The organism is Arthrobacter sp. ok909 (genome assembly GCF_900104405.1).
Classification (GTDB): Bacteria; Actinomycetota; Actinomycetes; order Actinomycetales; family Micrococcaceae; genus Arthrobacter; species Arthrobacter humicola.
The window spans coordinates 18,324-40,047 of the sequence record NZ_FNJS01000041.1 but is presented as its reverse complement, the minus strand read 5'-3'; the positions used below and the strand labels follow the sequence as shown (position 1 = coordinate 40,047).

The window sequence follows — 21,724 nt, the reverse complement described above, 5'->3', positions numbered from 1 at the left end:
GTCGTCGTCCATCATCCAGATCCAGTCAGCCCCGCTGGCCACGGCCTTGAGGATGGCCAGCGAAAAACCGCCGGCGCCGCCAAGGTTGGCCTGGGACCGGACATAGTCCACGTTGGCGTGCCGGTCCGCGACATCCTTGGAGGGCACGGTGCCGCTGTCGACGAGGCAAATGGAGCGCACCGCAGCGGTCTGGCTGTTGATGGCATCCAGCAGGACTGCCAGCTCCCGGGGACGGTCAAACGTCACGGCAGCGACTGCAACCGAGGGGGTCATCGCGGGGTCCTTTCAGCACGATTATCAGTGGTTTTCCCGCCGGCGGAGGGCCGTGTGACGCGACGACGGGTGGCCGTTGGCATTGGTATTTTGACTGGAGCCCACGCTTATACAGCCCTGTCAGGCACTACGCACCGCCTGCCCCGCGCACGGCAAGACGGGGTTTACCTGCGCTGCAGGATGCGTAGCCCATTGCCTGGGCCACATGCAACGCTCCCGCAACGCCAGCGGAACCGTCAGTCGGAGCCGTCCTGGACCGTGATTTGACGCTGAGGCGGCACGGTTTGCTCCACAGGGTGAGCAAACCGTGCCGTTGACTCAGTACGTCGTTCTTAACCCGATTTCCGGCGTGGTCCCATTGCTGCCTGAAATTATCAGTGGGTATTGAGTTTCATACCTCCCGTGGACCGTTTCCCTTGGAACGCGATCACCCGGCGAGGACGGCAATCTTGGCTGAGTCGGACAGCCGTTGGGCAATCTCGAGTACCTCCGCAGCTTCCATAGCCGTGGTTCCTTCGGACGGGCCGCCCGCGGCGTGCCGGGCGAAGGCTTCAGCCTGGAGGCGCAGCGCCTCCAGTTGCGGGGCTTCACCGCTCTCGGGCGAAACGACCTCTATGCGAGAGTGCCCGTTCGAGCCAAATACTTCGGCAGTGACTACATCGCCGCCTGGATAGAAGCGTCCAAGGGAAACGATCGCGGAGGACCCACCCGAGAGTGAGATGAGCGCCTGCGCGCTGTCCACATCGCTGGCCGCATCGGGGTCTTCCGTGGCGGGCCCTGCCACGGCCGTCACGTCGCACACATTCTGGTCAAGGAGCCAGAGCATCTGATTGATCTCGTGAACACCCATGTCGATGTAGATGCCACCGCTGTGGTTTCGGAAACTCGCCGGCGGCGGCGCTTCATCCCACTGCGAGCACACAAGAAGATGGATGTTGCCAAGCTTCTGAGAGGCGATATCCTGGCGGAGCGCAACCAGTTCCGGGATGAAACGACGCCAATATGCGATCTGCAACGCAACGCCGCTTTCAGCGGCCAGCGCAGCCGCCTTCCGGGCGTCCTCGGCGGAGATACCAAAGGGCTTCTCGCAGAGCACTGAGACGCCGGCTTCAAGGACCTGGGTGGCCAGCTCGACATGCTGATCGGTGGGTGCGGCAATAATGACACCGTCCAGACCACCGGCAGCGAGCATCTCGTCCACGGTCGTGAATACCGTCAGCCCCCTCGATCTCAGCTCTCGGGCGGACGGTTCGAAGGGCTCCGCAACGGCAACGCACTCGACCAGTGCTGAATCCTTCAGCGCCCGCAGATGGGTGCGTCCCATCCGGCCGCCACCAATCAGCCCGATTCGAAAGCGCCCGCTCACAGTCCACGCTCCGCAAGGAACGTCCTGTTGGCCTGTTGGTCCGCGATGGCACGCTCGAAGCGCTCCGCCGTCTGGGGCAGGATGTCCTGCTCAACAACCAGCCAGCCCGAGTACCCGATGTCTTTCAGTGTGGAAATAAATGCATCGCAGTCAAGGTCGCCTTCGCCAAGCACAGGGAACACTTCCCGTTCCCAAATTGCCGTCGTAGGCAGCTGCTCCGCCACGACTTCATTGAACCGGGCGATACTCGCGCTCTTCAGATGCACATGATTGATTCGGTCAGCCCAGGTGCGGAGATATTCCACGGGGTCGCCGCCGCCGATGAGGAAATGTCCGGAGTCCAGGCACAATCCGATGTCCGAGATTTCCAGTACCTTGGCGATCTCCTCCGGAGACTCGACATATGTACCGGTCTCGTGATGGAACGTCGGCTCGTAGCCGCGCTTGCGGCAATGTTCAACCACACGGGCAAGCCCGACGGCGAAGGCGTCCCATTGCTCCGGGCTGTAGCCGCTCGTGGGGTTGCTCTGGCCGGAGCCGGGAGCGTTCCGGCGGTGTTCCGCACCTGCATCGGCGATGGTCGGTTTCGGCGGCAAGCCCCGTTGGAATTCGGAAATAGCATCGAAGGTGTCCAGCATGGCATCGAGTTCGGGCATCATCGCGTCCAGCTCGGAGGCGTCTGAGAACGGCAACTCAAGGTAGGCGCCGGTCAGACCGAGACCGTGCGCGGCGAGGCCTTTGCCTAGCTCCGCCCCATCACCCAAATAGCCGACAGGACCGAGATCGATTCCGGCGTACCCCGCCGAGCTGACCGCCTCGAGGATGGCAGCCCCGTCGGGGACATTCGGATCGATCCCGACTGTGACTTCAAATGCTCCGTAGCTGATGGGGGCGTTAGCCACCACGATGCCGGTGTTATTGCTCTGCATGATCAGAATCCTTGCCTAGTTAACGAACGCGGGTGCGTCAATCGAGCTGGGGTACGCAATGGACTCTCCCTGCTGGATGTATCGAATGATGGACTGGCAAAGAGCCAGGTCGTGGAGTGCGTCCTGAGCGTTCGTGAGCGGTTCGGTGCCCTCGACGACGCAATCGTGGAAGGCCTGGAGCTCCAGCTTGAATGAGCTTTCGTACGACACGGTCTCGCTGATGTTTCGGGATTTCGCCGTGCCGACTTCGCCGTCAATGACATCGACGGTTGCCGGCGCGCTGCGCAGGAAGGGTGACGGGAAGCTCAGCGTCGTGCGGGATTCCGGACCGTAGACCGCGAACTCCATCTCGTAACGGGTGATTCCCGGGAGGTCAAGCCAGTGGATCGCCGCGGTAAGATCCTCGAATTTGAGCACGACGGTGAGGCTTCCGGCCGTCAGGTCGACATATTCCAGGCTCGTGGGTTCGCCCAATACACCGCGAATGGTGTTCAGTTCATGCACCAGAGTGTCCAGGAGGACCGCGTGGTAGCTCTCGCGCAGGAACGGGTCGGCATCCCCGATGGCCCGGGTGATGCTCTCCTGGGTCTGGGCCTTCCAAAGGGCAATTGCCTCGGCGGGAATGGGGGACACCGGCGCCAGGGAGTAGTGCTGGACGTAGGGCAGGAAGGGTGATTCGAAGGTCGTCACCCGGAGAAGACGAGGATCCACCGTGTCGATGGCCAAGTCCCGGAAGCGTTCATAGGCCGGGTCGTACCGTTTGGGATAGGCGACCATGAGCACGGTGCCGGCTTCCTGGGCGGCCGCCTGCATTTCCAGGCCTTCTTCGACCGAGAAGCACATGGGCTTCTCGACTAGGACATGCTTGCCCGCTTTCGCCGCGGCGATGGCGATGGGAGCGTGGCTTCCCGACGTTAGGATGAGGACCGCATCAATCGGTTCCTGGAGCATATCGCGCCAGTCGGAGAAGGTCTTCGGAATGTTGTACCTCTCGGCATTGTTCTTGGCGTTCTCCGCCGAGATGTCGCACAGAGCGGCGATTTCGTACCGGTCAGATAGCTCTCTGAGGTAATTGAGGTGCATCACTTGGGCGATGAGGCCGGCACCGACAACACCAACTTTGAGTCGACGAGTCATGACTTGGTTCTCCTTGAGATGAAGTAGCTAGGGGGTGATGTTTGCAAATTGGGGAGACGCGTTTGGCCAGGTGGCACTGAGGGCACGGTGTATGAGCGTTGCGGCTTCCTTGACGCCTGTCTTGGCGTCCACGAAGGGGTCCTCATGTTCGATGGAAATACCTCTGACGGGAGATTCAGCGAACTGAGCGATGAGCCCGTGCCACCAGGCTTCGTCGTGGCCGCGGCCCGGTACCGAAAAGTTCCATGGCATGTCCGCCGGGCTGGCCGGCCACCGGTGGTCGAGCAGCCCGTTTAGCGCAAGCGCTTCTTCGTTGAATGAGGTGTCCTTGGCATGGACGTGGCCAATCCTGGGGAGGATCCGCTGTACGACCTTGTTCGCGTCCATACCCATCCAGAAGAAATGACTCGGATCCAGGTTCGCGTAGAGGTTCGATCCGAGGGCCGTGAATTTTTCGAACGTTTCCACGTTGTAGACGGTGGTTCCCGGATGCAGTTCAATGCAGAGGTTGACGTCGGGGTTCTCCCTCTTGGCGAAGTCGGCGATTTCGGCCCAGTAGGGTGCGACCCGGTCCTCCCACTGCCGGTCGTGCACGCCCTCCAGATACGGGAGCCAGCCGCCGGCACCAAATGAAGCAGACACATCCGCTGCAGTGGCGGCTGGACATCCGGACATTGCCACGATCGTGTTCGTACCGAGGGGCCCTGCAAGAAGGATGGCCCGTCGAAGAGCATGGGCGTGGGCCCGGGAGATTTCGGGGTCAGGGTGCAGGGGGTTGCCCCACACATTGAGCGCATCCAGGCTGATGTCGTGCCGTGCCAGGGTCGACAGCCACTGCCGTCGGCTCGGCTCGCTGGCGAGCAGTTCGTCCGGAGCGCAGTGCGGGTGCGGCGCGTACCCGCCGGCCCCGACCTCGACAGCGGTTACTTCGGGAACCTCCTGGCTCAGCCAGGAAAGCACCTCTTCCAGCGGGGTGTCGGCGAACGCCTCCAGTACGACTGAAATTTCGCAAGACTTTGTCATGCCGGCACTCCTGTTTTTTCTTCTTGCCTGCTCTTTGCGGTCAACATTTTGATGAGACGCAAACCCAGCGCTGTGACAACGACCAAAGTGATCGTTCCCAGGAGCATGAGAGAGGCCAAAGCGTTGACTTCCGGGGTAATCCCGAATTTGAGCTGACTGTAGATATAGATCGGAAGCGTCTGATCGCTGCCGATGATGAAATTAGTGACAACGAACTCATCCAGCGAAAGCGTGAAGGCCATGAGGGCCGCGGCCACGATCCCCGGGTAAACCAGGGGCAGGACAACAAAGCTGAGTCGTTGCACCGGCCCTGCGCCCAGGTCCGCTGCGGCGCGCTCGAAGTTGCGGTCCAGACTCTCCAGTCTTGAGGACACCACGAGGATGACAAACGGTGTTGCCAGGACTGTTTGACCGATGACTGCGATCGGCAACGACGGCTGCAAATGCAGGATATTTGTCGAAAGCACGAGGATCGCGACGCCGATGAGGAGCCCAGGAATCATGATGGGCAAGGTGATGAAGACCCGAACAGCGCTGCGGTACTTGATCTGGGCACGCACCAGCGGGAACGCTGCAGCGGTGCCGATGACCGTCGCGAGAACGGTGACCGAGACTCCTACGGCGAGGGACTTCCCCAGTGCGTCCTGGATGATCATGTTTTGTGTGAGCGATGAATACCAGTCCAGGGTGAACCCTGTCATCGGGAAGCCGACCACTTTCGATTTGTTGAACGAAAGCAGAATCATCACGGCTATGGGAGCGAACAGAAACAGGTAGATCAGGACCCCGTAGGCCGTGAGAATGACTCGAAAGAGCCCGGCGCGGGGGTTTACGACTTCCATGTCATGAGCCATAAATATCCTTAGTGTCGAGTCCTTTTCTGAAGAGGACAAGTAGGACGAGAATCACCAGAGCAATCAATACGCTGGCGGCCGATCCGAGCGGCAAGAGATATCCCGCGAAGAAGTTGGCAATGAGGTTCCCCATGAGAACTCCGTTGGTCCCGCCGACGATCTCAGGTGCGACATACTCGCCCAGGATGGGGATGAAGACGAAGATTCCGGCGGTGACCATGGCCAGTTTCATCTGGGGGAGCAGGATTGTCACAATGCTGCGCATAGGCGAAGCGCCCAGATCAACGCCGGCCCGGAGCAGGCTCCAGTCGAAGCGGTCGAGCGAGGAGTACAGAGTGAGAGCGGCAAAGGGAAAGTACAGGTAGACCAGGACGATGAAGACGCCCGGGGTGTCGTACAGGAACAACCGAACGGGTTCATCGGTGAGCCCGAGGTTCTTCAAGAGGACGTTGATCGCGCCGTTGTCGCCAAGAATCGCGACCCAGGCGTATACCCTCAGCAGGTAACTGGTCCAGAACGGCAAGATAACGAGGAGGAACAGGACTCTCTGCAGCCGCGGCGGAACGTACCTGACCAGCCAGTAGCAGAACGGGAAAGCGATCGCCAGTGTTGTTGCGGTGGCGAGCAACGCCATCAGAATCGTCTTGCCCAGCGTTTTGATGTACGTGTCCGTTGTGGCGATTGTTTCGTAGTTCTTCGTGGTGAACTCCGGCACCAGGTTGTAGTCCTTGGTTTGCCAGAACGAATAGACAACGATCAGGCAGAGCGGCGCGATAAAGAAGACTCCGAAGACGACGGCGGCAGGGGTAAACCCGACATATTGCCGCCAGTTCTTGCGTTCGCGCCGGGCGACTCGCGAGCGGGGGTTGACCGGTCCTGTTTCGGAGTCCGGGACCCTGACGGTCTCAAGGGTTGCCATCCTAGGCGCCAAAGATCTGGTTGAAGGCCTCCGTGTAGGACTGCTGGTTTTCAGCCGGTCCCTTGAGCGTCATGGCGAGGGCCTTCTCGGGGTTCCCCATGAAGAGGCGTTTCGCGTCCTGGGCGGTCTTCGGATCGTTGAGCAGGATGTTGGCCGCTTTCTCGTTGAACAGCGGCCGGCCGTTGGTCTTGAAGTTTTCAACGATGTACTCGGACGTTTCCATGGCGTTCAGGAAGGGACGCACCAGCTTCTGGTTGGCGCCCTTGGACGTGATCATCTCGGCGTCGATGAAACCAATCGTGCCTTCCGTGGGGTAGGCCGCCTCAATCTGGGGGCCGCCGGCGGCCTTGACGCGGAGATCCGTTCCCAGGTTTGAGATTCCGATCGCCGCCTCACCGCTGGCGAGCATCGAGATAATTTCGTTGTTCTGGCTCGCCAGCTTGATCATGTTGGGTTTCAGGGCCTTGAGGAAGTCTGAGGCTCTCGTGAGGCCATCGCCCTTCAGCGCATACGGATCCTTGGAGCCGGTGGCGATCCCGCCGACGGCCATAAGGTCCGTCGGAATGTTCTCGGCAACGATCAGGCCCTTGTACGCGGGGTCGGTGAGCGACTCCCACGATGTGGGGGGAGTTTTGACCAGTTTGGGGTTGAAATAGATCTGGACGCTCGACCAGGAGAACGGGTATCCCAGGTAGCCTTGAGGATCTTTGAGGAAAGAGAAGTCTCGGGCTGCTGAGTACAACTCCTTGCTCACTGGGATCTCGTCCATCTGGAACGGATCGATGAGGCCTTCTTCCCTGTACTTCTTCACCCACAGTGCGTCGCCGGACACGATATCGAACTGGCTGCCAGTCTGTTTGATCTGCAGGAGGGCATCGGCGTTGTCCGAGAACAGTTTTGGTCCGCCCGTGATTTTGGAGGAAGCTGCGACCTTCTTCAGCTGGTCATTTGAAAAGTGGTCTGACCAGGTCAGCCAGTTGACCGTCCCTCCGGCTGCACCTGAGTCGCTGGCACCGGAGGCACATCCCGTCATCACGAAGGAACTCGCGCCCAAGGCCAAAGACCCCAGGAGCAACGTGCGGCGGTCAAATTTCGTGTTATGCAGACTTGCCATTGTGGTTTTCCTTCTTCTCAAGCTGTTCTACGAGTGGGTGGGCGGCCTTGGTAGACCATGCGAGCGTCACCGTCTGGCCAATCTCGAGTCCGGTTCCGTCAAGGTCCTCGAGTGCGTGATCACTGAGCGATGACACGACAAGTTGTTCACTGCCGGAAAGCCGCATCACGATCCGCGTGGTTGCTCCGAGATACGCGCGGGAAACGATCTCGGCGTCGATGAAGCCGTTCGCGGCTATCCTCAGGGATTCGGGCCGGATCACAATCGACGTCGTGTCCTCGGGTGCATCGCCGGAAATGGGCACTTGTGCACCGTTTTCAAGATGGAATACGTCACCCTCCTTCCGGCCCGGCAAGATGTTGGATTCGCCGATGAATTCTGCAACATAGCGGCTGCAGGGCCTCCGGTAGATCTCCTCTGGCGTCCCGATCTGCTCGATCCGTCCGCCGTTCAGGATCGCGATGCGGTCCGCGAGACCCATTGCCTCCTCCTGGTCGTGAGTGACGAACACGAAGGTTGTCCCCACCTGGCGCTGGATTATGGAGAGCTCGGTCTGAAGCCTCTTCCGGAGCTTGAGATCCAGCGCGCCAAGCGGCTCGTCCAGGAGCAGAACTTTGGGTTTGTTGACAAGAGCTCTGGCAACGGCCACGCGCTGGGCCTGTCCGCCGGAAAGCTTGGTGACGGCGCGGTCTGAGAAGGTGCCAAGGCCGACCAGATCCAGGGCCTCTTGCGCCCTCTTGAGACGCTCGGGTTTTGACACCTTCGCCATCCGCATTCCAAAGGCAACGTTTTCTATGACATTCAAGTGAGGGAAAAGTGCGTAGGACTGGAACACGGTGTTGATCGGTCGGCGGTTGGGTGGAAGTTTGGTCACGTTCACACCCGCAACGCTGACAACCCCTGCCGTGGCTCCGACAAAACCGCCGATGATGTTCAAGGTGGTGGTTTTACCGCACCCGGACGGCCCCAGCAGGCAGAAGAATTCGCCGTCAACGATGTCCAAGTCAAGCTCATGGAGCGCGACTTCGTCCCCGTAACTCTTCCGGATTCCCCTCAACTCAATGGCATTTTTTGCCCTCCCGCTGACTATTGGCTGGGAGCTGGCTGTAGTGTCTTCTACGAGTAAATTAGTCAATGTCGATCGCCTTCCGGGTTTGAGCGCTTTCTTGAATTGCGTGGACCAGCGAAACCAGCCTTCGGCCATCGGCGAAGGTGGGATAGGTCACAGGACTGCCTCCAATGGCCGAATACACGTCCCGGATGAGGTTTCTAAACGCGTCCCCAAAGCCTTCTGCGTGACCCGCAGGAGTGAACGCGATTCGTCCGGCGTCGGCAGAGAGTTGCTCGGGATCCCGGGTCATCGTCAGGATCGAGGCATCGGAACGCCGATGCTGGAGAATGTTGGGGTCGTCGGCCTGCCAGTGGAAGCCGCCATCCATTCCGTCCACGTCGATGGAACAGGCGTTAGGTTCCCCGGCGCATACGCCGGAGAAAACTGCGGATCCGAGGGTGCCGTCCGCAAGCTGAAGGAACACTCTGACGTAGTCTTCGGCTTCGACGTCGATTTCAACCCCGTCCTTGTAGCGTTTGGGCCGCAGGGTCGAGAACCGCGCGTCGACCTCACTGATGCGAGACCCTGTGACGTGCTCGACCAGATCCAGCCAGTGGACGCCCAGGTCTGCTGTCGCGTAGGAGGTGCCGGCGATCTTTGGGTCGAATCCCCATCCCCAGTTGTCGTGGTTTGAGTCCCAGGACAGGAACGTGCCACGCACTGCCTGTATCTTCCCGATCTCTCCGGAAAGAATTCGGGAGCGCAGTTCGGCAACCATCGGATAGGAACGCTGGGTCAAACATACGGCTGCGTGAATTCCCGCGGCTTCGCTCGCGTCCAGCAGGCGTTGTGCATCTTCGACGGTGGTGGCCAGTGGTTTTTCGCAGATCACATGAATGCCCCGTTTGATGGCTTCGAGCGCATGACCGGCATGGAAACCATGCGGTGAGCAAACGTGGAGAACATCCGGCCTGGTCTCATCAAGCATCCGGCCCAAATCATCGAACGAGGCGATACCGTCCCCTCCGCGGACGCCGGCCTCCCGACCGGCGGGCTGCAGATCGGCAGCAAGAGCCTGAGCCTTTGATAACTCCCGGCCGCAAACCCCGACAACGCGAGATCCCAGGTCCCGGATCCGCTGGCCATGGATCCGGGCGATGCCGCCGGTCCCTACGATGGCGGCCCGAAGCTCGGGCGGGTAGTACGTCTTTGCAACTTCATTCCTGTCCCCGGGCCGAGGCACACGAAGCCGCTCAAGCGTTGTTTTTTGCACGCAATTCTCCATTGAATAAGGGGCAGGGAGTCTGGCGCGAATAACCGGCTCTTCGGCCTGGTTTCGCCTTCAGTGATCCATATGTCGACCAAGTCTGGACATGGTCTAGCTCTTTGTCAAGACATGCTGACAATCACATGTTTGGGGTTCAGCAGTCCCGACGCAGGTCCGTCCGCACCTCGATTTACGAGACATTCTCGATAGCCGAGGGTGAGATCCGCATCACAGTCTAACGTTAGACGTCTAGCAACTTCAAGAGGCTGGTGCGGTCTAAATTTTTTCATTCGGGTGAAGACAGGCGAGGCTTCAGGGGTACTTCGTGCGATGCGCGGCCGGGCTGCCCGCGGGGGCAGTGTTGCTTCGCGGCGGTGCTTCCGGCTGCTTGAGGGAGAGACTCAACCGCAGGCCGACGGCCCTTCGTCGCGGTGGCGCAGCAGCAGATCGCCCGCTTCAGAATGACAGCGGATTCTTGGATGTTCCTGAACGTTTCTTGGAAATTCCCGTAGCCGAGCGACTTCGATAAAACGAATAATCTTCGGCCCGGTGAGCATATCAGCACCCATTATCGAAGGATCTTCGGATATTAAAACTGATTTGGGTAGATCCCACAAAAAGACCTTGACGGCCTTTGAAAGCTGTGGATATTGTCATCTCCCAGCTAGGCCAGCCGAAGTGGCTTTCTGCGCCTGGCAGTAGCCCGGATCATGGGGAGGGCTACGTCGCTCTCACAGGTATCCAATGGAGGATGCACTCAATGACGCCCAAAAAACTTTGCCGCCCTCGCTCGCAGTGCCGCGACGTAGACGGCGGGCAATTTACGGTTTGCGCCGGCCCCGGATGCGGGGCCCGCGCAGACGCGAAGTTCGCCAAGAGCGGGACCCGGTGATGCCGCTGCTCCGGCGCACCCAAAGATGAAGATCACATACCGGCAAGCCTGCGCCCGTGCTTGGTTATCCCGGGATGCCGACAGTCCAGGTCCCGGCGGATTCCCGCAACTGGATGGACGAAATCGGGCCTGACTTTTATGTGGTGAACCAGTCAACGGCTGAGTCACGGGAGCATCCCGCACGATGACGTCGGCGCCCTTGACAGCGCGCTGCAACAATCCTCAGCTCATCAGAGGACACGTCGGAAACGAATCAATCCTCCGGCCTACGGCAGCCCCGCGGGTTCGTTGCTCCCATTCGACGCGGTGCGCAAGGGCAGCGGATCTGGTCGGCACCCAATGGGGGAGCGCTACGCTTCGGGACTTGTGAAGGCCGTGGCCCCGTCTGCCGCCATGGCCATCGTTGCCCAGGCGGAACACTTCCCCCAAGGCGGAGCCGATGCAAGGAATCACCCTGCCTTTTCGCCCAATAATTCAATGCGCTGCTTAATGCGCTGCCGTCGCCGTGAGTCCTTCACAAGCGACGAAATGGCAGCTGCCGTACGTGATAAAAACGTCCCCCGCACGACGGAATTCAAGCCACTGTCTCGGCTTTCGCCGTTCAAAAATTGGGGATTCCTGGCTCCATCGATCGGCATCCGCGCCAAAGGTGAGGCGCGTGTCGATCGAGCCCAAAACAACCCAACAAAGGAGGAGATGCCGATGGCATCCTCGCTGAAGATTGTCATTGATAAAGCATCTCCTGTCCCGCTCTACCATCAAGTGGCTCAAGGCATAGAGGGCGCGATCCGCACTGGCGGGCTGCCGGGGGGGTCATGGCTGGACAGCGAATTGGATCTGGCCGCCCAGCTGAACCTCTCCCGGCCAACATTGCACAAAGCCATTGAGGAATTGGTCCAATCCGGACTCGTAGTTCGAAAGCGAGGAGTCGGAGCTCAGGTGATCGCCACCGAGGCCCGTCACGCCCACGGGGTATCAAGTCACTTTGACGATATGCACCGCCTCGGGAACGATCCGACATCGGAGGTGCTGAGTTTTTCGCATCTGGAAGCAGATAGCCGGACCCGGGCATCCTTGAATCTTCCTATGAACGCGGACGTCCACCACTTCATTCGACTGCGCAAAGTCGGGGGCAGGCCGCAGGCCCTGATGGAGAATTGGGTGCGGGACGACATCGTGAAACTCGACGAAGCCAGTCTCGGGTCTCGCGGTTTGTACGAGATTCTTCGTTCATCGGGAGTCGAAATCCGCGTAGCAAATCAGCGAATAGGCGCTACGGTCGCCAACGAGTACCAGGCAAACGTTCTGCAGACCGACCCGGGCTCAGCGCTCGTAACTATGGAACGCACCGCAATAGACGAAACCGGACGCAGAGTTGAATCCGGACGCCACGTCTACTTGGCCGATTCATACGCATTTGCCATGACCCTCGTTAACCGTCAATGACCGGTGAATAGCAACCGAAAGGCGGGAGGGGGGCGCCCACACCCGTGCGGACGATCTACGCACCGGTGACGACCGGGTCCTCCGGTGCCCCTGTGGTTTCCGGATGGAAATACCGGATTAGGTGTAATTACCGCCGACATCGAGAACATCGAGGCGTGAGTGAGTGAGGAAGTCCCGATCATCGCCGTCGCCAGCCGTTCCCGGTTCCCCGAAGAGTGACGGCCGGAGAAAACATGCGGACAAGCTTCGTGTAGGCGGTCTTCATTTCCAAGAGGCAGAAACACCAGCGGGGGAGCAGCCTGGTCAGGCGTCTTTGACTCCCACGAAGAAGCCGGCTGTGTCTTCGCCGCACAGGCCACGCCTTCATGGAAATCCTTCGAATCGAAGGATTTCCCCAGCCGCGACAAACGGGCGCGCGTCGTCAGCATGTCCGGTTCGAGGCGTTCGTGGGAGTGTTGACGATCACAGAGCCCCCCCGTAGTCTAGTTATTAGACGTCTAACGACTCGAATCAGATGTCGACCTCGGGTGAGGCAACTGGGATACGAAGGGGTATTTCATGGGATATGTAATTGGATGTGACTTGGGGTCGCAGAGCGCCAAGGCGGTGCTCATGTCGCCCGATGGCGCCATCCTCGCAACGGCAAATACCGGCTACGCAATGCAGCACCCGCACAGCGGCTGGGCGGAGCAGGATCCGGCGGACTACAGGAACGGCATCGCTTCAAGCGTGCGCGCCGTGCTGGCACAGACGGGTGTGAATCCGGCCGAAGTGACGCACATCGGGTTATCGAGCCAAGTGGACGGCGTGGTTCCGATTGACAGGAACATGCGCCCGTTGCGGCCGGCAATTATTTGGCTTGATCGACGTGCGACGGATCAGGTGGCCAAGCTCGGCCACGCGATCGATTCGAACCGGCTGTTCGCCCGGACGGGGCTGAACCTGGACGCATCGCATACGGGGCCCAAACTCATGTGGTTGGCCGACAACGAGCCTGACGTTTACCGTCAGGCTGCGTCGCTGCCTTCGGTTGGAGGCTACGCGGTCGCGTGGATGACCGGCCGTTCCATTCAGGATCACGCCAACTCCTCCTCGTCCTTGCTGTACGACGTCGTGGCCCGCGACTGGAGCGATGAGCTCATCGATGCGGCCGGGCTTGACCGTGCAAAGCTCCCGGAGATTGGCCGGGCCACCGACGCTGCCGGCAAACTCACGGCAGAAGCGGCAGAGGCGCTGGGCCTCACCACGAACTGCGCAGTGGTGGTCAGCACGGGTGACGACCACGCAGCATGCCTCGGCGCCGGCGGCGTCCGGCCCGGTGTGGTCATCGATATCCTCGGTACGGCAGAACCGGTCGGTGTCTCTAGCAACGTTCCGGTCTTCGACGAGACAAAACTCGTCGAAACGCATGCGCACGCCGTTGACGGCACCTACTTGATCGAAAATCCCGGGTTTGTTTCGGGCGGCAATACGCTGTGGTTCGCTAAGAACGTGCTGGGCATCAGCCAGCAGGAATTCTTCGACCGCGCAGCGCAATCAGTGCCGGGGGCCCGCGGAGTCCGCTTCATTCCGGCCCTGACCGGATCCATGGCGCCGCGGTGGAACGACTCCATGCGCGGGACATTCTCTGGCCTCTCCATGAACCATGGCTCCGCTGATCTGGCACGCGCCATCATCGAAGCGAACTGCTTTGCCTTCCGGGACATCTACGAGCGGATCGATGCCATGGGCCTGGCCCAGTCGGTCAGGGTCGTGGGCGGAGGGGCCCGCAGTGCGCTGTGGCTCTCGGCCAAAGCGACACTCTGCGGCACGCCGATCCAGAAGGTGCTGACCGAAGAAACCAGCGCCACGGGAGGAGCTCTACTCGCCGCCGTCGCCGCCGGCACGTTCCCCAGCCTCGAATCAGCCGTCGACGCTGTGGTGGAGCTGGAGCCCGTCACCATCGATCCCGAGCCGGCCCACGCCGAGGCCCTCGAATCGGCCTACCAGGACTACCGCGCCCTCTTTGACGCAGTCGAATCAATCCCCCAGAAGGAATCCCAGTATGACGCTCTCGTCTGACCTCGACCACTACCTCACCCACCCGATGGTCGGCCTCGACCAGGTCGTCATCGGCCCCGACGTGCTGGACTCCGTCCGGGACATTGTCGCCTCACTGCCGGAACACAACACCATCGCGCTCCTCACCGACGAGGACAAGTACACGACCGGCTCCGGCGCCCACCTTAAGCCCGCCGTCACCGGTCTTTTGGAATCCCTCGGCACGGTCAAAACCGTGGTCCTTCCGGGCCACGTCCACGCCGACGAACGGACCGTCAGCGCCGCCGCCGCCGGCTGCGAGGGCGCGGACCTTGTCGTCACCATCGGCTCCGGGACGCTGTGCGACATCGGCAAGGTGGCCGCGGGAAACCGGCCCCACGTCGTCGTGCAGAGCGCCGCCTCGGTCAACGGCTTCGCGGACGACCAGTCCGTGCTGCTGGTCAACGGCGTGAAGCGCACCGCCCACTCCGGCTGGCCCAGCGCCCTCGTCGTTGACAGCGATGTCCTCCAGGGAGCCCCGGCCGTGCTGAACCGCTCCGGACTCGGCGACATGATCTCGATGTTCACCGCCCCCGCGGACTGGTACCTGTCCTCCCTGGTCGACATGGACCGGGGCTGGTCCACCGAGGCCGCGATGATGACCCGCCGCTACGGCGCCGAGCTTCTGGGCCTGGCCCCGGGCGTGGGGGCCTCGGACCCGGAGTCCCTGTCGACGCTCGCCAAGTTCGTGACCCTCAGCGGCATTTCGATGGGCGTGGCGGGACAGACATCCCCGTCCTCCGGCATGGAACATGTCGTGAGCCACCTGCTGGACATGGCCAACACCGCCCGCGGGAAGGACACCGCCCACCACGGCGCCCAGGTCGGCGTCGCGACAGTTGTGGTCGCGATCCTCTGGCGGAAGATGAACGAACGGCTCCATGCCGGACGCGTCGGCACCCTTCGGCTCCCCGACCCGGCCGATGCCGAGCGCACGGTCCGGGAGGCCTTCGACTGGATGGACGAATCCGGCGCCACGAGCAACGAGTGCTGGTCCGACTACTCCAAAAAGCTCGAACACCTCCGCGCTGTCGACGCCGGGGCCAAAATCCGCGACGCGGCCGAATCCTGGCGGGCCCACGCCGAGATGCTCCAGGGCCTCCTCGGGGAACCGGAAGCCATCGTAGCGGCGCTTCGCGCCGCCGGCGCGCCCACCCGGTTCTCCGAGCTCGAAAACGCCAGCAAAGAGGATGACGTCATCTGGGCGCTCACCAACTGCCACCTTATGCGCAACCGCTTCAACATCGCCGACCTCGCCTACCTCACCGGCGCCTGGACCATGACCGACGTGCTGGCCGCACTCTCCGAAGCAGAACAGATCGGCGCCGGCCTCTAACCACCGGCACCACTCGCCGCAATCCCGGGACACCACCGCGTCCGGGGACCGCAGCGCGCCCCGACTCGAAACCCTCGGCCTGCCGTCCCGTCACGCATGACGCCTGGTCGGCACGCTAGGGAAACATGGCGGCAGAGGTCTTGGAACCGGTGGCCGAGGACAGTGTGCTCGGACTGGAGATCAGCGGCGGCGGGGCCCTTCTCGCCGAATCGCCGTAAGCAGTTTCCTCGGGCGATGCCGTCATGAGGAATGCCACGCCTGCCGCCCATTCGGCGGTCAGTGTCCGCTCGTAGCCACCCCGGCGCCGGATATTTAGCGTTCGGCCTGTGTACCTGCGGGCCCTCGGGCCGGTTCGCCGTGACCTCCCGCGAGCACAACCAACAGCCAGAAAACAATAGACTCTTCCTTGTTAGACGTCTAACGACTTGATATGCTTGAGGGACCGGTCCTCGAAGGTCCATCCCCACTGATTTCTCTGCCGATGCCGTCATGAGAAAAACCGGACCTGCCGCCCTCTCAGCGGACGGCATCCGTTCGTACCGCCCCGGGGCCGACTGATGTTTCAGCCCGGCACCCAGCCATCGGACTATCCACATGGCTTCCGATCGATACAACCCGCAAAGGAGCAGGTAAGTGTCAACACAAGCTACAATTCCCCCCGTGCAGGCGGATCACAAAAAGAACCTCCATAAGGTTGCAGGTCCCGTACTGCTCTGGGGCATCGGCGTCGGCGCCGTCATCTCCGGCGACTACTACGGGTGGAACGCAGGCCTCGGGCTCACCGGCTACTGGGGCTACCTGATCGCGATTGCCATCATGGGCCTTCTCTACGCCGGCCTGTCAACAGTAATCGGCGAACTGTCCGCGGCAGTACCTCACGCCGGCGGTGCCTACGCCTACGTCCGTACGGCACTTGGGCGCGTCTGGGGATACCTCGCCGGGGTGAGCGTCCTTCTCGAGTTCGTGTTTGCCCCCGTCGCGGTGGCGCTGACTGTCGGCGCGTACGTGCAGGTCCTCTTCCCCGATGTGCCGATCCTGGTGAGCGCCGCGGTCCTCTACATCGGATCAACGGTGGTGCACCTCCTGGGCGCCGGAAATTCAATGAAGATCGAGTTCGTCTTTACGGCTGTCGCAGTCGTCGGCCTCATCGTCTTCATGGTGATCGGCGCGCCGAAGATGTCGCTGGATAACCTGAACGCATACTCCGGCGGGGCCATCCTGCCCAACGGCATCGGCGGCCTGTGGGCCACCCTGCCGCTGGCCGCCTGGTTCTTCTTCGCCATCGAAAGCCTCCCGATGGCTGCCGAAGAGACCAAGAACCCCGCCAAGGACATCCCCAAGGCCCTGATCATGGCCTTCATCACCCTCGCCGTGATCGGCCTCGGCACGCTCACGGTCGCCGCCGGCGTTGGCGGGTCCGACTTCCCCGGCGCCGCGGCCCCGCTGACCGTGGCCCTGGCCAACGTCGTGGGATCCCAGACCTGGATCGTTCCGGTGATCGCGGTCTTCAGCCTCGCCGCCCTGGTCGCCTCGTTCCACGCCATCGTGATCGCCTATTCCCGCCAGACCTTCGCCCTGTCCCGGGCCGGCTACCTGCCGGCATGGCTCTCCAAGCTCAACAAGCATCACGCCCCGATCGGCTCGCTGATCGTTCCCGGCGTCATCGGCTTCGTCTTCGTCGTCCTGGGCAACACCATCCTCCCGGACGCCATCCCGGTCCTGGTCACCCTCTCCGTGCTCGTCGCGGCCGTGTCCTACATGCTGATGATGGCCGCGGCCCTGGTGCTGCGTAAGAAGCGCCCGGACCTGCACCGCCCCTACAAGGCCCTCGGCGGACGCGTCACGATGTGGATCGCCCTGATCCTGGCCGGGATCCTGATCCCCGCAGCCCTGGTCAGCTTCCCCCTCGCGTTCGTCATCGCCGCGATCATGGTGGCCCTCTTCCTGGCCTACTACTTCGCCGTCGGCCGCAAGAGGGTCGGCAACTACACCGCCGAAGAAGAACTCGCCCTCACCGACCAGGCCCTGACCGAAGGCGCCTGACCACCGCCCCGACCGCCGGGCGGGGGCCGCCGCGACCCCGGCAGCCCCCGCCCGGCAGCCGCACACCAGTCCCGCAAAAACCTTCCCAAAGAATCCACTATCAACTTGAGTCGTCAGACGTCTAACGTTAGACTTGAATTATGCTCCGCAGGGAGCGAAAGGAGGGCAACGATGCCCGTTGAACTAGTTGCCAAGGAAACCGGCCTGCGTGCGGGGGCCCCGCTGTACCGTGGCTACGCCTTCGACCTGGACGGCACTCTGTATCTTGGCGATGAGCTGATCGAAGGCGCTGACGTCGTCGTGGCAGCGCTACGCGGATCCGGGGCCCGCGTGGTGTTCGTGACCAACAAGCCTCTCGAAACGGCCGAGAACTACGCTGCGAAGCTGACCCGGCTCGGCATCCCTGCCGATGCGGAGGACGTGATCTCCGCGCTCGACGCGCTCACCCTGTACCTCACCGACTGCTACCCCGGGGCCCGGGTCCTGGCCGTCGGCGAACCGGTCCTGATCGAATCCCTGAGCCAGGCCGGGTTCACCCTGACCGAAGACCCTCAGCAGACCGACGTCGTGGTGGTCTCCTTCGACCGGACCTTCGACTACGACAAACTCACCCGCGCCTACCACGCCGTCAACGCCGGCGCCGTGATCGTGGCCACCAACCCCGACCCGTACTGCCCCACCCCGGACGGCGGCCTGCCCGACTGCGCAGCCATGCTGGCCGCCATCGAGGCCTGCACCGGCGGGCGCGCCGAGGCCATCGTGGGCAAACCCAGCGTCCATATGGCCAACGCCTTCCTGCACCGGCTCGGCGTCCCGGCCAACGAGGCCGTCATGGTCGGGGACCGTCTCCTGACCGACGTCGCCATGGGCCTGAACGCCGGTATGGCCTCGGCCCTCGTGATGTCCGGAGCGACCACCGATGACCACCTTGCCGCCTCCGGAATCCTCCCCACCCACGTCCTGGACGACGTCCGCGGACTCCTCCCGGCCTGACCCTGCAGACCCCCACAACCCCCAACAGCACCCCTCACACGCACACAATCCACGATCCAGAAAGAACAAGAACAATGTCTGAATTCATCTTCATGCTCACCCACAACGACCGCACCGTGGACAACGCCCTCGAGGTCCTGGAACAGGTCAAGGACACCGGCCTGCGCCACATCGGCTTCAAGGACGTCGGCGCCACCGCCGAGAAGGCCCGCGAACTGACCGCCGCCGCACACGCCGCAGGCCTCGTGGTCTACCTCGAGGTCGTCTCGGTCGACAAGGCTGACGAGATGGACTCCATCGACGCTGCCATCGCCGCCGGCGTGGACTGGATCGTGGGCGGGAAGTTTGCCGCGGAGGCCGTGGAAAAGCTCGCGGGCACCGGTATCAAGTTCGCGCCGTTCCCCGGTCGCGTCGCCGGGCACCCGAGTGAGCTTCTGGGCTCCATCGAGGAGATCGCCGCACACGCCGCCGAACTCTCCAAGCTCGACGGCGTCGACGGCGTCGACCTGCTGGCCTACCGTCACGGATCCGTTGACCCGCTGGAACTGACCGCCGCCGTCGCCCGGGTTGTAGACGGGCCGACCATCGCCGCAGGCTCGGTCGTTTCCGAGGCCCAGATTCGCGGACTGGCCGAGTCCGGCGCGTGGGGCTTCACCATCGGCGGCGCCATCTTCGACGGCATGCTGCCTGGCGAGAAGGACGTCGTGTCCCAGGTCCGCACCGCCCTGTCCTTCGCCAACGCCGGCGTTAGGATCTAAAGCGGCGCCAACCGCCAGTACACTGGATTCATTGTCGAGGGAGGACACCATGTCGGGTCGCCGGCCAAATCTTGCAGAACAGGTTCGAGATGAACTCACGGAGCTCATCAGCAACGGTACGTACGTTGTCGGCGACCGACTCCCCAATGAAGACGAGATGTCCGAAAAGTTCGCCGTCAGCCGGGCCACCGTCCGCGAAGGCTATCGGGCACTGATCGATGCCGGGTACCTTTCCCGCCTGCACGGTAAAGGAACCTTCGTCACCCGCGTACCGCAACGCCACGCCTTGGACCTGAACGTCAGCTATACAGCGATGATCCAGGCCGCCGGATTCACCCCCAGCATCCGGATCGTCTCACAGCACGTGCAGCCGGCCGACGACGGCGACCGGGCACGGCTTCGCCTGGACCGCGGGGCCGAGGTCGTCGTCGTCGAACGCGTCCGCTTCGCCGATGACCGCCCCGTGGTCTACAGCGTCGATCGTGTGCCGCTGGCCATCGTTCCCGAAGAGATCCGGGGCAACCTCGGACCTTCCCTGTTCGATCTGCTTGAAAACCTCAACCACGGCGTCAGGAACGGACGGGCCAAACTGCTCCCCGTCCTCGCCGGCCCCCCGGAAGCCGAACAGCTGCAGGTCAAAGAGGGCGTCCCGCTGCTCTACTTCGACGAAGTCGACTACGACATCGACGGCACGCCAGTCCTTGCCTCCTTTGAATGGCACACCAGCGACGTCTTCGAGATGTGGCTTAACCGGCGCGCGCAACCGCCAGCCAGCCGTGTGCAGTCTCCCTCGGCCCTCGCCGAGTCGCGGACCTAGTCCGTTCTCCTATCCGTCAGGATGCGGTTTGCAACGACAACATCCGGATCTAGCGGGGGACACGGCAGAATTCCGGCCGGTAACGCTCCCATCACCATCAGCGCCCAGACCAAATTGCTGCCCGACGCAGTGTCGTACGACCCTCGGATCGTACTAGGCTCCACCTTGTGATCTCGAGCCCTGTCCCCGGCCTGTCGGCGGCCGCACGGCGGCGCGTCCAGGTGGGGTCCGTGGCGGGCATGGCGGGCGCCGTTCTATTTGTCTCCGTCTTCACCGTTTACGGGTGGCTGTACCCCGGCTACTCCTGTACGGGTATGTTCGTCAGCGAGCTGTCCCTTGGCCCCTATGGCTGGGTCCAGATCCTCAACTTCGTGCTGACGGGCATCTTGTTCCTGACGTTTGGCCTTGGCCTCGCCGCTCATTTCAGGACCGGCGCGGCTTCCCGGGCCGGACCGCTTCTGGTAAAGGGCATCGGTGTCAGCCTGATTGCCTCCGGGCCGTTCGTCACCGACCCGTCGGCGATGTTCGGCCAAACGAGTCTGCATGGCTCGGTGCACGGCATCTTCGGCGCCATCGTCTTTACGTTCGCGCCGTTCAGTTGCTTCGTTTTCTACCGGCGCTTCCGCAGCGACCCGGCCTGGCGCCCCCTGGCGGGGTGGACACTTCTCAGCGGCGTCGTCCTTACTCTCGGGACCGTTCTGCTCAAGATCAGCCAACAGCCCGGGAGTGGCCTGTTTGAATGGAAAGGTCTCGTGCAGCGGGTCATTCTGGTCACGTTCATGGCCTGGATCTTCGCGGTCGGATTCCGGCTGCGCCGCCTCTGCCGCTTGCGGGAACACAGCCGATCAGCGCGGCCGTAGGACTGGGGCTCGAGATCGGCGGATCACACCAAGGCCCCGCGGCCCCCTTTACACCGGGCCGATCGAACCTGCCACGGCCGGCCCGAACGGGTTGGTCCAGCGACTGCCGAAGGTTTCCAGGCCGCGCAGCAGGGGAGTAGGGTCGTCCTCCGGCCCTACCGGGATGACGCGGGACGGCCTATCGTGGTCCTGACACAGCCCGAGGGAAGGGAACGACGATGTTCACCCTGCAGATTAGCTATCCGGTCCGGGATTACGAGGCATGGAAGAAAGTCTTCGACACCGATCCCGCAGGCCGCGCCGCCTCCGGCGCCCGGTCTATCCGGGTGTTCCGGGACACAGAGGACCAGAACAGCGTGGCCGTGCTCCTCGACTTCGACACCAAGGACGCCGCGACCGTCTTTCTGGAAGGGCTGCGCAGCCAGGTGTGGGACAAACCCGAGGTGATAGGACAGCTGATGACGGCAGCGCCGACAGCCAGGATTCTGGAAGAGGTGGCCCGCGAGGGCCAGGGCAGGGGCTGACCACCGAGCGGCTGAGTCGTTCAGTCATGAGCCGTGTTTCGCT

Annotated in this window: 20 protein-coding genes; 9 read left to right on the top strand and 11 right to left on the bottom strand. The window is 62.3% G+C overall.

Annotated elements, in window-relative coordinates:
- From BLR03_RS21540 to BLR03_RS24590, 11 genes are all read right to left on the bottom strand, one after another.
- On the bottom strand, window positions 1-273 hold a 273-nt coding region (locus tag BLR03_RS21540), incomplete at its 3' end, for a glycosyltransferase (RefSeq protein ID WP_139184635.1).
- Window positions 274-700: 427 nt separating this feature from the next.
- Complete coding sequence (locus BLR03_RS21535; RefSeq protein ID WP_139184634.1) at window positions 701-1,639, bottom strand: Gfo/Idh/MocA family protein; 939 nt, start codon at window positions 1,637-1,639, stop codon at window positions 701-703.
- Window positions 1,636-2,568, bottom strand: coding sequence for a sugar phosphate isomerase/epimerase family protein (locus BLR03_RS21530; protein WP_091256369.1), 933 nt, complete (start codon window positions 2,566-2,568; stop codon window positions 1,636-1,638). The genes BLR03_RS21535 and BLR03_RS21530 overlap by 4 nt, the downstream gene beginning before the upstream one ends.
- Window positions 2,569-2,583: 15 nt before the next feature.
- The gene (locus BLR03_RS21525) at window positions 2,584-3,705 is read right to left on the bottom strand and encodes a Gfo/Idh/MocA family protein (protein WP_091256366.1); all 1,122 of its coding nucleotides are present in this window, start codon (window positions 3,703-3,705) and stop codon (window positions 2,584-2,586) included.
- Between the two features lie 27 nt (window positions 3,706-3,732).
- Entirely contained in the window at window positions 3,733-4,728 is a 996-nt protein-coding gene (locus tag BLR03_RS21520) for a sugar phosphate isomerase/epimerase family protein (RefSeq protein ID WP_091256364.1), read from the bottom strand.
- Window positions 4,725-5,582: an ABC transporter permease gene (locus BLR03_RS21515; RefSeq protein WP_091256363.1), complete on the bottom strand. Its 858-nt coding sequence runs from the start codon at window positions 5,580-5,582 to the stop codon at window positions 4,725-4,727. Before BLR03_RS21515 ends, BLR03_RS21520 begins: the two co-directional genes overlap by 4 nt.
- Entirely contained in the window at window positions 5,572-6,501 is a 930-nt protein-coding gene (locus tag BLR03_RS21510; protein WP_091256361.1) for an ABC transporter permease, read from the bottom strand. The genes BLR03_RS21515 and BLR03_RS21510 overlap by 11 nt, the downstream gene beginning before the upstream one ends.
- Before the next feature lies 1 nt (window position 6,502).
- A complete protein-coding gene (locus tag BLR03_RS21505; protein ID WP_091256359.1) occupies window positions 6,503-7,615 on the bottom strand; it encodes an ABC transporter substrate-binding protein in 1,113 nt (370 codons plus the stop codon).
- Window positions 7,599-8,750 (bottom strand): ABC transporter ATP-binding protein, encoded by a 1,152-nt coding sequence (locus BLR03_RS21500; RefSeq protein ID WP_217639830.1) that lies wholly within the window; start codon window positions 8,748-8,750, stop codon window positions 7,599-7,601. Before BLR03_RS21500 ends, BLR03_RS21505 begins: the two co-directional genes overlap by 17 nt.
- On the bottom strand, window positions 8,743-9,939 hold the full coding sequence (locus BLR03_RS21495) for a Gfo/Idh/MocA family protein (protein WP_175460657.1): 1,197 nt from the start codon (window positions 9,937-9,939) through the stop codon (window positions 8,743-8,745). Before BLR03_RS21495 ends, BLR03_RS21500 begins: the two co-directional genes overlap by 8 nt.
- A 395-nt stretch (window positions 9,940-10,334) precedes the next feature.
- Window positions 10,335-10,502, bottom strand: a complete 168-nt coding sequence (locus BLR03_RS24590; protein WP_175460656.1) for a hypothetical protein — start codon at window positions 10,500-10,502, stop codon at window positions 10,335-10,337.
- Between the two features lie 1,025 nt (window positions 10,503-11,527).
- On the opposite strand from BLR03_RS24590, the gene BLR03_RS21490 reads away from it, so the two are divergent.
- From BLR03_RS21490 to BLR03_RS21450, 9 genes are all read left to right on the top strand, one after another.
- On the top strand, window positions 11,528-12,271 hold the full coding sequence (locus BLR03_RS21490; protein ID WP_091256373.1) for a GntR family transcriptional regulator: 744 nt from the start codon (window positions 11,528-11,530) through the stop codon (window positions 12,269-12,271).
- Between the two features lie 558 nt (window positions 12,272-12,829).
- Complete coding sequence (locus BLR03_RS21485) at window positions 12,830-14,332, top strand: xylulokinase (RefSeq protein WP_091256353.1); 1,503 nt, start codon at window positions 12,830-12,832, stop codon at window positions 14,330-14,332.
- Window positions 14,316-15,686, top strand: coding sequence for an iron-containing alcohol dehydrogenase (locus BLR03_RS21480; RefSeq protein WP_091256352.1), 1,371 nt, complete (start codon window positions 14,316-14,318; stop codon window positions 15,684-15,686). The genes BLR03_RS21485 and BLR03_RS21480 overlap by 17 nt, the downstream gene beginning before the upstream one ends.
- A 660-nt stretch (window positions 15,687-16,346) precedes the next feature.
- The gene (gene eat, locus BLR03_RS21475) at window positions 16,347-17,729 is read left to right on the top strand and encodes an ethanolamine permease (RefSeq protein ID WP_175460655.1); all 1,383 of its coding nucleotides are present in this window, start codon (window positions 16,347-16,349) and stop codon (window positions 17,727-17,729) included.
- A gap of 171 nt (window positions 17,730-17,900) precedes the next feature.
- Window positions 17,901-18,722 (top strand): HAD-IIA family hydrolase, encoded by an 822-nt coding sequence (locus BLR03_RS21470; protein WP_091256348.1) that lies wholly within the window; start codon window positions 17,901-17,903, stop codon window positions 18,720-18,722.
- Between the two features lie 74 nt (window positions 18,723-18,796).
- Window positions 18,797-19,480: a beta/alpha barrel domain-containing protein gene (locus BLR03_RS21465; RefSeq protein WP_091256346.1), complete on the top strand. Its 684-nt coding sequence runs from the start codon at window positions 18,797-18,799 to the stop codon at window positions 19,478-19,480.
- A 49-nt stretch (window positions 19,481-19,529) separates the two neighbouring features.
- Window positions 19,530-20,297: a GntR family transcriptional regulator gene (locus BLR03_RS21460; protein WP_091256344.1), complete on the top strand. Its 768-nt coding sequence runs from the start codon at window positions 19,530-19,532 to the stop codon at window positions 20,295-20,297.
- Window positions 20,298-20,464: 167 nt separating this feature from the next.
- Window positions 20,465-21,157: a DUF998 domain-containing protein gene (locus tag BLR03_RS21455; protein WP_091256342.1), complete on the top strand. Its 693-nt coding sequence runs from the start codon at window positions 20,465-20,467 to the stop codon at window positions 21,155-21,157.
- A 218-nt stretch (window positions 21,158-21,375) separates the two neighbouring features.
- Complete coding sequence (locus BLR03_RS21450) at window positions 21,376-21,681, top strand: hypothetical protein (protein WP_091256340.1); 306 nt, start codon at window positions 21,376-21,378, stop codon at window positions 21,679-21,681.
- Window positions 21,682-21,724 lie beyond the last annotated feature (43 nt).